We start from the raw sequence: 13,394 nt of genomic DNA on the forward strand, positions 1-13,394 counted from the left end.
TACGATTTCAAAGGGGAAACATGATGAAAAAATGGACAAGCTGTGCACTAACTTCTGTTCTTGCCATCTCATTACTTGTACCTTCTGCTTCTTTTGCAGAGCCAAATGAAAAAGCCTCGCACAAAGCACATGTTCAGTATCCTGTATTAACAAAAGCAAAGAAGCCGGAGGAAGTCGGATTTTCCTCTGAAAAGCTTGAAAAAGTCGATCAGCTGATTGAAAAAGAAGTAGCCGCAGGGTTTCCGGGAGCTGCGCTGATTGTCATAAAAGACGGGAAAATTGTGAAAAATGAGAGCTATGGCTATAAACAGAAATTTGATGGACATACACCGCTTAAGAAATTTTTGAAAATGGAAAACGACACCTTGTTTGATCTTGCATCCAATACGAAAATGTATGCAGCGAATTTTGCCCTTCAGAAGCTGGCAAGCGAAGGAAAGATTGATATTCATGCAAAAGTTCAGGATTACATTCCTGAATTTAAAGACACAGAAGCAGATGTGATTAAAGGAAAAGATACGATGCGCATTATCGATGTGCTTCATCACACTGCCGGCTTTAAACCAGACCCACAGTACCATAACCCTGCGGTCTCAAAAGAGCTTTATTCCCAGGAACGTGAAAAAACGATTGAAAACATTAATAAAACTCCGCTTACATATGAGCCTGGGACACAAAATGTCTACAGTGACGTTGACTATATGCTGCTTGGGACTATTGTGGAAAAAATTACAGGCCAAAAGCTAGATGAATATGTAGAAAACGAATTGTACAAGCCGCTTAATTTAAAAGATACGGTGTTTAATCCGCTGCAAAAAGGCTTCAAGCCTAAGGAGATTGCGGCTACTGAGCTATTAGGCAACACGCGTGACGGAGTGATTCATTTCCCGAACATCCGAACATACACGCTTCAAGGGGAAGTACATGATGAAAAAGCGTTCTATTCAATGGAGGGTGTTTCCGGACATGCTGGCTTATTCTCGACAACCAGTGATCTCGCTGTTCTTCTGCAGGTCATGCTGAACGGCGGCGGCTACGGAAATGAAAAATTGTTTGATGAAGAAACGATTGAAGAATTCGTTGCACCATCTGAAAAGAATGCGACTTACGGTCTCGGCTGGAGATTAAACGGCAATGACAGCATGGACTGGATGTTCAGCAAATATGCAAGCGACAGTGCTTACGGCCATACAGGGTGGACAGGAACGGTGACAATCATTGATCCAGAACAGGATTTGGGAATCGTCCTGCTCACGAATAAAAAGCATTCGCCGCTCGTGAATCCTGCTGCTAACTCCAATCAATTTTTCGGAGATCTTTTCACAACAGGAAGCTACGGAAGTGTTGTAACAGCTGTTTACGAAGCTTTAGAATCAAATCAATAAAAAGGGGATGGGAACATGTTTAAAAAGAAATGGGCAGCAGCCGCTTTGGCTGCAGTGCTATCAGTTTCAGCTTTAGCAGGCATCAAACCTGCTAAAGCGTCAGCTGAAACTGATGTAAAAGCGATTGTTGAAGGCATGACGGTTGATGAAAAAGTGGGCCAGATGCTGATGCCGGATTTCCGCAACTGGAAAAAACAAGGGGAAAGCAAAGCTACTGGCTTTACAGTAATGAATGATGAAGTGGGAAGCATCATTCAGAAATATCATTTAGGCGGCGTCATTCTATTTGCTGAAAACGTCGTTGGAACGGAGCAAACAGCCCGCTTGACAGATGGCCTGCAAAAAGCGAGCCCAGAACTTCCGCTTTTTATTACCATTGATCAGGAAGGCGGAATCGTAACACGCCTTCAAACCGGAACGAATCTGCCCGGCAATATGGCTCTCGGTGCAGCAAGAAGTGAAAAGTACGCCTATCAGACTGGCGAAATCATTGGAAAAGAATTATCGTCACTAGGCGTCAATGTAAACTTCGGTCCATCTGTAGATGTAAACAACAACCCTGGAAACCCTGTAATCGGAGTACGCTCATACAGCTCAAACCCTGAGCTTGTTTCTAAGCTTGGCATCCAAACAATTAAAGGACTCCAAAGCCAAAACATGGCTGCGACAACAAAGCATTTCCCGGGACATGGCGATACGGCAACTGACAGTCATTATGGTCTTCCGCTAGTTACACATGACAAGGAGAGATTGCGTTCTGTGGAGCTTGTGCCTTTCCAGAAAGCGATTGATGAAGGCGTGGATATGGTGATGACAGCCCACGTACAATTCCCTGCATTTGATGATACAACGTATATCAGCAAAAAAGACGGCCAGGAAATTTTGGTTCCAGCCACTCTTTCCAAAAAAGTCCTGACAGGCTTGCTCCGCGAGGAAATGGGCTTTGAAGGTGTCATCGTCACAGATGCGCTGAACATGAAAGCAATCGCTGACAACTTTGGCCAGGAAGAAGCCGTCGTTTTAGCTTTAAAATCAGGTGTAGATATTGCGTTAATGCCTGCGCAGGTCAACTCGCTTGAAATGGAAAAGAATTTAGCCTCTGTATTTAACGCAGTAAAGGAGGCCATTGAAACTGGTGACCTTCCGATTGGGCAGGTAAATGCTTCAGTTGAGAGAATCCTTGAACTTAAAGTCAAACGCGGTATTTTGACTCCTGATCACACACCGATCGACGAGAAAGTAGAAAATGCACTAAACGTTGTTGGAAATCAGGATCATTTGAAAAAAGAAAAGAAAATGGCGGAGGATGCTGTTACTCTTTTGAAAAATGAAGACAATACACTTCCTTTCAAACCGAAGAAAAATGATAAAGTCCTTGTGCTCGCTCCTTTTGCTGATCAAGTAGAAGCGATGACAAGAAGCATTAAAGAATTAAAGGGCAAGAAGAAAGATGTAGAAGTGACTGGCTATGCGTTCTCAAATAAATCATTTAATGATGAAGTAGCTGCGATGATTGATGAAGCGGACTATGTAATTACGGGCTCTTACGTTGTTAAAAATGATCCTGCTGTAAATGATGGCGTAATCGATGACAGCGTTCAGGACTCCAGTAAATGGGCAACGGCTTTCCCGAGAGCGGTTATGAAAGATGCTGAAGCCAAGAAAAAAGAATTTGTGTTAATGAGTTTGCGCAACCCATATGATGCAGCGAATTTTGAAGAAGCTAAAGCTGTGCTTGCGGTTTATGGATTTAAAGGCTTTTCAAATGGAGCCTACAGACAGCCGAATATCCCGGCGGGCATTAAAACAATCTTTGGCGAATCAAAGCCACAAGGTAAATTGCCTGTAGATATTCCATCCGTTACTCAACCAGATGAAATTCTTTATCCGTTTGGCTATGGACTCGATATTCGTTCAGGCAAGCAGCTTAAATAATCCGATTTGAAGGGGAGAGGTTTCATTGAAACGAATTCTTGTGCTGATAACGATTCTGATGCTTGCGCTAAGTGCTTTGCCTGCAGCAAAAGATGTTGCTGCCCATAAGGAAAAGAAAAAGAATAAAGTTACGCCTGGCGTAGAGGTCCTTTTAGATGATCAAAAAGAGCTCTTGAAAGGGAAAAAAGTGGGCTTAATTACGAATCCGACAGGCATTGACTCAAAACTGAACAGCATTGTGGACTTGCTCCACAATGATCCGGATATTGAACTCACAGCCTTATTCGGTCCGGAGCATGGGGTGCGCGGGGATGCTCAAGCTGGGTCTTACGTCGAATTCTATATTGATGAAAAAACTGGCTTGCCTGTCTACAGCCTTTATGGACAGACAAAAAAACCAACACCTGAAATGCTTGAAAATGTAGAAGTACTTCTATTTGATATCCAGGACGTAGGCACCCGGCACTATACGTACATTTACACAATGGCCTATGCGATGGAAGCGGCAAAAGAGAATAACATTCCGATCGTCGTACTTGACCGACCGAATCCGCAAGGGGGACTTTCAGTGGACGGACCCGTTCTGGAGCCTGACGTCGCATCTTTTGTCGGACTTTACCCAATTCCTACAAAGCATGGAATGACTCTAGGGGAGCTTGCCAATTTCTTTAATGAAGAGTTTGAAATTGGAGCAGACCTGACAGTTGTCAAAATGAAAGGCTGGAAGCGCTCCATGGATTACGACGATACAGGACTCCCATTTGTCCTGCCGTCGCCTAACATGCCAACTGTTTCAACAACATTTGTTTATCCGGCAACTGGTCTGATTGAAGGAACAAACCTGTCGGAAGGACGCGGAACAACCAAGCCGTTTGAACTAATCGGAGCACCATATATCAACAGCACAGACCTTGCAGCAGAACTGAACTCCCTCAGTCTTCCAGGCGTGAAATTCAGAGCTGCATCCTTTACACCGACATTCTCAAAACATGCCGGGAAACTTAGTCATGGCGTAGAGATTTATGTAACTGACCGCGAAGAATTTGATGCAATTCCAACAGGTCTTCACATCATCAAAACGATTCATGACATGTATCCAAATGACTTCCAATTTCTATCAAACAACTTCTTCGATAAATTGATCGGAAACGACTGGGTCAGACCAATGATCCTTGAAGGAGCTTCTGTTACAGACATCATGAATCAGTACCAGAAAGAACAGGATGAATTTAAGAAGGTTAGGGAAGAGTATTTGATCTATAAGTGATTGTTGTAAAAGGGTGAAATCATTGTGATTTCACCCTTTTTTTATTGGAAAGTCCGAAATGGAATTTGACCGTATAATCCTGAAAATCGGCCGTAAATAGTCAAAATAGGCAGTTGAAATTGTGAATTTGACCGTATAGGCTGTTTCAGCCAATGAACTGAAAAATTGATTGCAACTTCAGATGCACCTATGTAGAATTAATCTAATAAATCGATTTAGCGGAAGAGATAAAGATTAATTCAAGTACTAATTAAAATTTATTGATTTTTCGTAATATTTTGTGAATTTGTATCATTTATCCTCATTTGATCCTCGCCTATACTTAAAAAAAGAAGATAAAAGGAGGAATTATGAAACCGATAAATGAAAGCGCAATCACAAATGTGATAAATCAAAATTGAGATGAAAACCAAGGAGGAAATGGAATGCTGACATTAACAGGCTTTGCTGATGAAATTTCACCAGACTTGAATGTTCAGATTGAAGTGCTGGAATCTGAAGATATCCGATTTATAGAACTTAGGGGAGTTTGGGAAAAAAATGTTCTTCAATTATCTGATGAAGAATTAAGGAGAATAAAAGAAGAATTGTTAAGAAAGGGATTACAATTATCTTCGATTGGTTCTCCAATAGGAAAAATAAGTATTCTGGACGATTTCGATGAACATTTGATTCAATTTGAACGGGCTTTGTTTGCAGCTGAATTTTTCAATGCAAAATATATCCGCATTTTCTCTTTTTTTATACCTGATGGACATAACCCTGATGCCTATAGAGACGAAGTAATCGGCAGATTGTCCATCCTGGTGAAAAAGGCAGAGCAGGCAGGGATTGTCCTTTTGCATGAGAATGAAAAAGAAATATTCGGAGACAATGCCATTCGGTGCTTAGATATTCTGGAAACGATTCATTCACCTTATCTAAGAATGGCCTTTGATCCTGCAAACTTTGTTCAATGCGGTGTAAAGCCATATTCTGAAGCTTACCCTTTATTAAAATCATATGTAGAATATGTGCACATAAAAGATGCATTGTTTGAAAGCGGAAAGGTTGTTCCTGCAGGTAAAGGAGATGGTGAAGTAAGAGAACTGCTGCAAACGCTTAAAACAAGCGGGTATGATGGATTTCTTTCTTTGGAACCTCATTTGGCTGCTGCTGAAACATTCTCCGGATTTAGTGGACCGGACTTGTTTAAAGTTGCTGCAAAAGCTTTAAAGGATCTACTGCAAGAGATAGAATCAAAGTGGAAATAATCGGGAGAGGATGAAATCAGATGACAGAAAAAATACGATTCGGAATTATTGGATGCGGTGTAATCAGTGACACACATCAAACACAAATAAGGGATATTGAGGAAGCTGAACTAGTTGCTGTTGCAGATGAAAATCCGGACAGAGCTAAAGCGCTTTCAGAGCGTGCTGATGCTGACTGGTACGTTGATTATAGGGATTTGCTGAAGCGAAAAGACATAGATGTTGTTTGCATTTTAACTCCAAGCGGTTCCCATAAAATGATTACCTTGGATGCTGCGAAAGCAGGAAAGCATGTCATCTGTGAAAAACCTATAGATACCACTCTTGAAAAAGCTTATGAAATAATAGAGGCTTGTAAAAAGGCAAATGTAAAATTATCCGTCATTTCTCAGCACCGTTTTGATTCCTCTACTATTGAAGTGAAAAAGGCAATAGAAGAAAACAAGTTTGGTAAGATGATCCTCGGTCAGGCTGCGGTCAATTGGTACAGATCACAAGAATATTATGATAGCGGGGATTGGAGAGGCACTTGGAAAATGGATGGCGGAGGCGCATTGATGAATCAGTCCATTCATACGATTGATCTTCTGCAATATTTAATGGGGCCTGTTGAGAGTGTATTTGCACATGCAGCTACACTTGCACATGAACGTATTGAGGTAGAGGATGTTGCTGTTGCAACGGTTAAGTTTCAAAGCGGTGCATTAGGTACAATTGTTGGAACAACGAGTGCATTTCCAGGTCTTTCAGCAAGGCTTGAAGTATTCGGGACATCAGGTACAGCTGTCATCGATAATGATAAACTAACACATTTTTACCTAAAAGTAGCGGCTGAAAATTTGACAGACCATTATGGTGTCGAAGTACAAAACCTTGTAAAAAGTTCTGATGAAGAACAAGGAACTGGGGCGAATGATCCAGGTGCTATTTCTGGAAACTCTCATCGTGAGCAAATTCTTGATATGATTTCTGCCATTAAAGAGGATCGTGAGCCTTTAGTGAATGGGTTGGAGGGCATTAAACCACTGGAAATCATAGCAGCTATCTATCAATCTGCAAAAACCGGACAGCCTGTCTCCCTTGCATCTATTCGTCAACTTAAGACTGTTCAGTAAAAAAAATTCACCACGAAAAAACACAAGCCTTGGGCTTGTGTTTTTTATGCTTAAGCAGTAGCCGAAGCCCGATCCTCTTCAGAATCTGCTGCCGGACTCTCCCGCTCAAGCGGAGATTTTTTATGATATCTGCCAAGGATAGCAGTCATGACAAAGATTGCAACAGCAGAATAGACAATTTGCATCGGTCCGAAGACAAGCAGTGCTGAACCGACAATCATTAAGTCAGTAATAAGCATGGTTTTTCCAGGGTTAAATCCGAATTTCTTCTCAAGGAAAATGCAGAGAATGTTCATGCCGCCTAAGGATGACCCGTTTCTGAACAGGAAGATCAGTCCGATGCCGATGGAGATTCCTCCAAGGATGGCTGCGATGATCGGATGTGGAAAATGGACAATGAAAGATTGCTGCAGAAATTCTGAGGTGATGGACAAGATACTGACGCTGATAAACGTCCGAAGGGCAAAGGCGATGCCTAGCTGGGTAACAGCGAGAGCATAGAATGGCAGATTGATAACAAAAAAAAGGGTTCCAAATGAATAGGATGTCAGATGCTGAGCTACGATGCCAAGACCGGCCGTTCCGCCAATCACCAATTCTGAGGATGATAGCAAGTGAACGCCGAGAGACACGGCAAAACAGCCAATTAAGATGCTGACCCAACGAATTACGTTTTGCATGTTTCCGGACGACTCCTTCTTAGTTGATATCCTCATTATACATGAAGAATTTAGGTATTCTTTTGTTATTGAAAAATGGAAATGTTATGAAAATTAGTTGGAAACCCCATGGTGATCTAAAGGCAAATCTATTTGGCTGGAAAAAGTTTACCTCAATATGCCGACATTTACTTTGTAATGGAGTTAATCTTATACAGCTTCCCTAAAAAAACACATGAGGTGTTTCAATGGGGAGATATTTCAAATTCCCATTACAAAGGAATGTGAATAACTGAAGGTTTGTCCGATAAACTTGGAAGAGATTCTCCTATTGGGGGAGTCTTTTTTGTTATGTGTATTTTTAGTCAGTAATAAGCATATCAATTTTGACATGGTGCCTAGCTGCATCGCCGAGCCCCCCAATTTTCTGTTTTGGGTACCTGGAATAGCGAATGTGGCAAATCGAGCCCCCCAATTTTCTGATTTGGGTACCTGAAATAGCGAATGTGGCAAATCGAGTATCCCAATTTTCTGTTTTGGGTACCTGAAATAGCGTATGTGCCAAATCGAGCCCCCCAATTTTCTGTTTTGGGTACCTGGAAAAGCGTATGTGCCAAATCGAGTGCCCCAATTTTCTGTTTTGGGAACCTGAAATAGCGTATGTGCCAAATCGAGCCCCCCAATTTTCTGTTTTGGGAACCTGAAATAGCGTATGTGCCAAATCGAGTGCCCCAATTTTCTGATTTGGGTACCTGGAATAGCGTATGTGCCAAATCGAGCCCCCCAATTTTCTGTTTTGGGTACCTGGAATAGCGTATGTGCCAAATCGAGTGCCCCAATTTTCTGTTTTGGGAACCTGGAATAGCGGATGTGCCAAATCGAGTGCCCCAATTTGTTGTTTTGGGTACCTGGAATAGCGTATGTGCCAAATCGAGCACCCCAATTTTCTGTTTTGGGAACCTGGAATAGCGTATGTGCCAAATCGAGTGCCCCAATTTTCTGTTTTGGGAACCTGGAATAGCGTATGTGCCAAATAGAGTGCCCCAATTATCTGTTTTGGGTACCTGAAATAGCGTATGTGCCAAATCGAGTACCCCAATTTTCTGTTTTGGGAACCTGGAATAGCGTATGTGCCAAATCGAGTACCCTAATTTTGAGTTTTGAGTACCTGGAATAGCGTATGTGCCAAATCGAGTACCCCAATTTTCTGTTTTGGGAACCTGGAATAGCGGATGTGCCAAATCGAGTACCCTAATTTTGAGTTTTGAGTACCTGGAATAGCGTATGTGCCAAATCGAGTACCTCAATTTTCTGTTTTGGGTACCTGGAATAGCGTGTTTGCCAAATCGAGCCCCCCAATTTTCTGTTTTGGGTACCTGGAATAGCGTATGTGCCAAATCGAGCCCCCCAATTTTCTGTTTTGGGTACCTGAAATAGCGTGTTTGCCAAATCGAGTACCTCAATTTTCTGTTTTGGGTACCTGGAATAGCGTATGTGCCAAATCGAGTACCCCAATTTTCTGTTTTGGGTACCTGGAATAGCGTGTTTGCCAAATCGAGCCCCCCAATTTTCTGTTTTGGGAACCTGGAATAGCGTATGTGGCAAATCGAGTGCCCCAATTTTCTGTTTTGGGTACCTGGAATAGCGGATTTGCCAAATCGCCCAACTCCTCTTCGATCATGTCCAAATTTCTATTGTCCTTTAATGGAAAAAAACCGTTCATCTTGAACGGTTTTTAGTTTATCTTTACGGCAGATTGGGTATAGAGTAAAGTTTAAATGAACAAGTTAAGACAATCTTATTTCATCAGAAAGGCTGGAAAAGATAGATGACAGAAATGCTTTTAGGTTTGAGTACTCCGATTAAAAAGTATCGTAATTTTGATGAAGCTTCTGAAAGCATTCTAAAGATGATGAGCCAGTTTATTGAGATTAATACATTGTTTATTGCAAAAAATGATAAGCATAAAAATGTGATTGTAAAGGTTTTGAATCAGGAATTGACTCTTTTGGAAGAAGGCTCCGAACTTCCTTTTAAAGAAACGTTCTGTAAATTGAGTGTTGAGAAGGGAAGAGAGGTACTGGTCATTTCTGATTTAATCGGCAATGATTTGGCAAAAGATCTTGATGTAACAAAGAAACTTGGCGGGGGCTGCTTCATCGGAATTCCGATTTTCTATGAAAATGGTGAAAACTACGGAACGATTTGCGGTCTTGATACGAAGTCATTTGCATTTACAGACAAGCATGTTGAGCTGTTCGAAACGATGGCATCATTGCTGTCGTACGTCCTTGAGCTTGATAATGCCAACAAAGAAATTATTCATCTGTCAGCCCCAATTGTTCCGATTACGAAGGGTGTGGCAATTCTGCCGATCATTGGCGATATCAGCGAATACCGTGCTGAAAAAATCATTCATACTGCACTTTCCACAAGCACGGAATTATCTCTGCAATACTTAATTATTGATTTATCAGGTATTCTACAAATGAACGACGACGTTAGTTTCCATTTGTTAAACCTTGTCCAGATGCTGAAGCTTATAGGTGTAACTCCTGCTCTGACAGGTATACGGCCGGACCTGGCGATGAAAGCTGTGCAGCTTAATTTAAATCTGTCGAATGTGATGATTGGCGGGAATCTGGAGGAAATCCTGCACCGCATAGGTTTTACACTGAACCGGAATGGATCATGAACTTCATAATAAAAAGAAAAAGCATGAAGGTTCACTTCATGCTTTTTAAGCTTTAATATAATCCGGAAAATCCGTTGTAATCCCGTCTAAATCAAGCTGCAGAAAGGCTTTTGCTGTTTTGCGGTCGCGAATGGTGTAGGGAATGATTTTCATATCGTGCTCATGAATACGCGCTATTAGTTTTTTTGAGACCAGCCTTTTGTTTGGATTTACATAGTTTGCATAAGTTTTGTATTTAGAGAGCTGTGCGTTTGATATTCCTTTTGGCGTGAATTTTACGAGAACACCAATCGGAATGGTTGGAGCGATTTCATGAAAATGTTTCATTGAATTGGTATCAAATGATTGGACAATGATTTTCGTTTGCGGGTTTTCGATAAGTCCTCTGCTAGATAATGCATCGTATACTTTCTTTTCAATCCCGGGATACATTGCCGGACTTTTCAGCTCAATTAGCAGCCCGCATTTATCAATATAGCGGTCGAGCACCTCGTCAAAGGCTGGAATTTTTTGTCCCGTAAACGAGTCGTGGAACCAGCTTCCGGCATCAAGATTCCGGAGCTGATGATACGTAAGATCCCGTACGTTTCCCTTCCCATTTGTCGTTCTTTCAACTGAGTCATCGTGGATGACCATTAAACGGCCATCTTTACTCACTTGCAAGTCAATTTCTATAAAATCAGCTTTCATCTCGATCGCTTTATCGAAGGACGCAATCGTATTTTCCGGTGCATACCCTGATGCCCCTCTATGAGCAACAGTCAGCATAGTCCGTGCTGCTCCTTTTTGAGGGGCTGCTCTTCTAATTATATAAACAGTTATCAATAAACAAAGGACGATGACAATGATGATGGTTTCCATAGATATACACCCCCAGTCAGCTTGTCTTTTCATAGTACCCCAGTTTGTGAATCATTGCCAACTGGAAGATAGAATCATGCTTATTCTGTGATATACTTCAGTAAAAACGGTGTCAGGGAGGCAGTTATGGAGAAAGAAAAAATCCTGATTGTAGAAGATGAATTGAAAATTGCCAGAGTACTGAAGCTTGAACTGGAATTTGAAGGGTATTCGGTCCATTGCATCCATGATGGTCTGGGTGCGCTTGAACAAATTCGTTCCTCTTCCTGGAATTTAATCCTCCTAGATGTGATGCTCCCTGGTCTGACAGGCATAGAGGTCCTAAGGAGGCTTCGTGCAAATGATAAGGAAACACCTGTCATTCTTTTGACAGCCCGCGATTCGATTCCTGATAAAGTAAGCGGCCTTGATCAGGGAGCAAATGATTACATAACAAAACCTTTTCAAATAGAAGAACTTCTTGCAAGAATCAGGGTTTGTCTGCGGACGAGCAAACCAATGCGTTTAGCAGCTGAAGAAGGTATTTTGAAGGCTGCCGATCTTACTGTGAATGAAAAAACAAGAGACGTAAGGCGTGGAGAAGCAGAAATCGAATTAACGCCGCGGGAATTTGATTTGCTTGTTTATTTACTAAGCCATAAAAATCAGGTACTGAACCGGGAGCAGATCCTAAACGGAGTGTGGGGATTCGACTACTTTGGCGATACAAATGTCGTTGATGTGTATATCCGTTATTTGCGGAAAAAAATAGACAGCGAATTTGATTTTGCGCTTATCCACACTGTCAGAGGTGTTGGATATTCGATTAAGGAGCCTGCTTCATGAAAATCAACCATAAAATTCAGCCTGTTTTCAACCGTCTGGATGCTGATCATCGTTCTTGCAATCAATGCTGCCATCTATTTTCTGTTTTTAACGATTGCCCAAAACAGCGAGCTTGACCGTTTAAAGCTTCAGGCGGAAGCGATCGCAGGAGCCATCAGTCAGGATGAAAAGCAGCCGGTGAACTCATCAGACCTCTTAAGAGCTTATTTGCCTGCTGATGGCATGATCCGGATTATTAATGATCAATCAAAAGAGATTTTAGCTGTTTCAAAAAACGCAGATTATCGAAACATCCTTCCTCCGGAATTTCGTTCATCCGAAAGCAGCGAAGTCGTAAAGGCGGAAGGACTTTCTTTTGCAAAGGCAGCTGTTCCCGTTATTTGGAGTGATGGAAGAGTAGTTCAGCTTGAAGTAACCGAAAACCTTAAGAATGTGAATGAAAATATGGATGTCTTGAAAATCGTTCTGGCCATAGCTTCGCTCCTGGTTCTGCTGCCCTCCTTTTTTGCAGGCAGAATGCTGAGCAAAATGATCTTAAAGCCGATCAACTCTTTGATTGGCACGATGGAGGAAATTGAGAAAAAGGAAACCTTTAAGAAACTTGAGGTTAGCGGAAATTCTAAAGATGAACTGCATCAAATGACAAATACGTTCAATAAGATGATTGACCTTCTTCAGACAAATTTTGAAAAGCAGCAGCAGTTCATTTCAGATGCTTCGCATGAACTTAAAACCCCATTGACCGTCATTGAAAGCTATGCAAAATTGCTGAAACGCTGGGGCACAACAAAACCTGAAGTCATGGAAGAATCAATTGAAGCCATTTACTCTGAAGCGGTGAGGATGAAAGAAATGACGGCTCAGCTACTTCAGCTTGCAGAAAATGATTCCCGTTTGCAGCTGAACGTGGAAAAAATGGATTTTGTATCTCTTTGTAAGCAGTCAGGACAGACCATTGAACAGGTTTACAAACGGCATATTGACTTTCATTTTGATCAAAAAGAGCTGTATATCTTCGCAGACGAGCTTAAAATGAAGCAGCTTCTGTTCATTTTGTTTGATAATGCGATGAAGTACAGTTCGAAGAGCATCATATGTACGGCTAAAAAAGAGAATGAGAAAGTGCACCTCTCAATTAAAGACCGGGGCATTGGAATTCCGAAAGAGGATTTAGAGCATGTTTTTGACCGTTTCTTTAGAGTGGATAAAGCACGGAACAGAGAAACAGGAGGGACAGGACTTGGTCTTTCCATCGCGAAGAAAATTGTACTGGCTCATGGAGGCGAGATTTCAATTGAAAGCACTGAGGGCGAAGGGACAATTGTTCATCTTTTTTTAATAGCCACTCCTTCTCATGAAGTTTTAATCTTAAAAGGCTAAGATGATTTCATGGATACAA

Annotated in this window: 9 protein-coding genes and 1 pseudogene; 8 read left to right on the forward strand and 2 right to left on the reverse strand. The window is 41.6% G+C overall.

What is annotated here, in order from left to right; genetic code table 11:
- The first annotated feature begins 23 nt into the window (after positions 1–23).
- The 5 genes and pseudogenes from pbp4b to LIT25_08195 all read left to right on the forward strand — a co-directional run bounded on the left by pbp4b (position 24) and on the right by LIT25_08195 (position 6,955).
- On the forward strand, positions 24–1,385 hold the full coding sequence (gene pbp4b, locus LIT25_08175; protein ID USK35261.1) for a penicillin binding protein PBP4B: 1,362 nt from the start codon (positions 24–26) through the stop codon (positions 1,383–1,385).
- Between the two features lie 15 nt (positions 1,386–1,400).
- Positions 1,401–3,320, forward strand: coding sequence for a glycoside hydrolase family 3 protein (locus LIT25_08180; protein ID USK35262.1), 1,920 nt, complete (start codon positions 1,401–1,403; stop codon positions 3,318–3,320).
- Positions 3,321–3,435: 115 nt separating this feature from the next.
- Positions 3,436–4,587 (forward strand): annotated as a pseudogene (locus tag LIT25_08185) (DUF1343 domain-containing protein).
- A gap of 425 nt (positions 4,588–5,012) precedes the next feature.
- Positions 5,013–5,840 carry a sugar phosphate isomerase/epimerase gene (locus tag LIT25_08190; protein USK35263.1) on the forward strand — a complete coding sequence of 276 codons (828 nt, stop codon included), beginning with the start codon at positions 5,013–5,015 and terminating at the stop codon, positions 5,838–5,840.
- A gap of 20 nt (positions 5,841–5,860) precedes the next feature.
- The gene (locus tag LIT25_08195; GenBank protein ID USK35264.1) at positions 5,861–6,955 is read left to right on the forward strand and encodes a Gfo/Idh/MocA family oxidoreductase; all 1,095 of its coding nucleotides are present in this window, start codon (positions 5,861–5,863) and stop codon (positions 6,953–6,955) included.
- A 50-nt stretch (positions 6,956–7,005) separates the two neighbouring features.
- Here LIT25_08195 and LIT25_08200 read toward each other — a convergent pair whose 3' ends face one another.
- The gene (locus LIT25_08200; protein ID USK35265.1) at positions 7,006–7,635 is read right to left on the reverse strand and encodes a YitT family protein; all 630 of its coding nucleotides are present in this window, start codon (positions 7,633–7,635) and stop codon (positions 7,006–7,008) included.
- Between the two features lie 1,807 nt (positions 7,636–9,442).
- Between LIT25_08200 and LIT25_08205 the strand changes: the two genes are divergently transcribed.
- On the forward strand, positions 9,443–10,309 hold the full coding sequence (locus LIT25_08205; protein ID USK35266.1) for a GAF domain-containing protein: 867 nt from the start codon (positions 9,443–9,445) through the stop codon (positions 10,307–10,309).
- A gap of 45 nt (positions 10,310–10,354) precedes the next feature.
- Here LIT25_08205 and LIT25_08210 read toward each other — a convergent pair whose 3' ends face one another.
- A complete protein-coding gene (locus LIT25_08210) occupies positions 10,355–11,170 on the reverse strand; it encodes a glycerophosphodiester phosphodiesterase (protein ID USK35267.1) in 816 nt (271 codons plus the stop codon).
- A 126-nt stretch (positions 11,171–11,296) separates the two neighbouring features.
- On the opposite strand from LIT25_08210, the gene LIT25_08215 reads away from it, so the two are divergent.
- Both LIT25_08215 and LIT25_08220 read left to right on the forward strand, forming a co-directional pair.
- Positions 11,297–11,995 (forward strand): response regulator transcription factor, encoded by a 699-nt coding sequence (locus tag LIT25_08215; GenBank protein USK35268.1) that lies wholly within the window; start codon positions 11,297–11,299, stop codon positions 11,993–11,995.
- 39 nt (positions 11,996–12,034) lie between these two features.
- Positions 12,035–13,375: a HAMP domain-containing protein gene (locus LIT25_08220; protein ID USK35269.1), complete on the forward strand. Its 1,341-nt coding sequence runs from the start codon at positions 12,035–12,037 to the stop codon at positions 13,373–13,375.
- Positions 13,376–13,394 lie beyond the last annotated feature (19 nt).

The sequence above is a fragment of the Bacillus sp. F19 genome, assembly GCA_023823795.1.
Lineage (GTDB): Bacteria > Bacillota > Bacilli > Bacillales > Bacillaceae > Bacillus_P.

Excerpts from the sequence above, each read along its gene's own strand:
- pbp4b (USK35261.1), top strand. The coding sequence starts at position 24 with ATGAAAAAATGGACAAGCTGTGCACTAACTTCTGTTCTTGCCATCTCA.
- LIT25_08180 (USK35262.1), top strand. The coding sequence starts at position 1,401 with ATGTTTAAAAAGAAATGGGCAGCAGCCGCTTTGGCTGCAGTGCTATCA.
- LIT25_08190 (USK35263.1), top strand. The coding sequence starts at position 5,013 with ATGCTGACATTAACAGGCTTTGCTGATGAAATTTCACCAGACTTGAAT.
- LIT25_08195 (USK35264.1), top strand. The coding sequence starts at position 5,861 with ATGACAGAAAAAATACGATTCGGAATTATTGGATGCGGTGTAATCAGT.
- LIT25_08200 (USK35265.1), bottom strand. The coding sequence starts at position 7,635 with ATGCAAAACGTAATTCGTTGGGTCAGCATCTTAATTGGCTGTTTTGCC.
- LIT25_08205 (USK35266.1), top strand. The coding sequence starts at position 9,443 with ATGACAGAAATGCTTTTAGGTTTGAGTACTCCGATTAAAAAGTATCGT.
- LIT25_08210 (USK35267.1), bottom strand. The coding sequence starts at position 11,170 with ATGGAAACCATCATCATTGTCATCGTCCTTTGTTTATTGATAACTGTT.
- LIT25_08215 (USK35268.1), top strand. The coding sequence starts at position 11,297 with ATGGAGAAAGAAAAAATCCTGATTGTAGAAGATGAATTGAAAATTGCC.
- LIT25_08220 (USK35269.1), top strand. The coding sequence starts at position 12,035 with ATGCTGATCATCGTTCTTGCAATCAATGCTGCCATCTATTTTCTGTTT.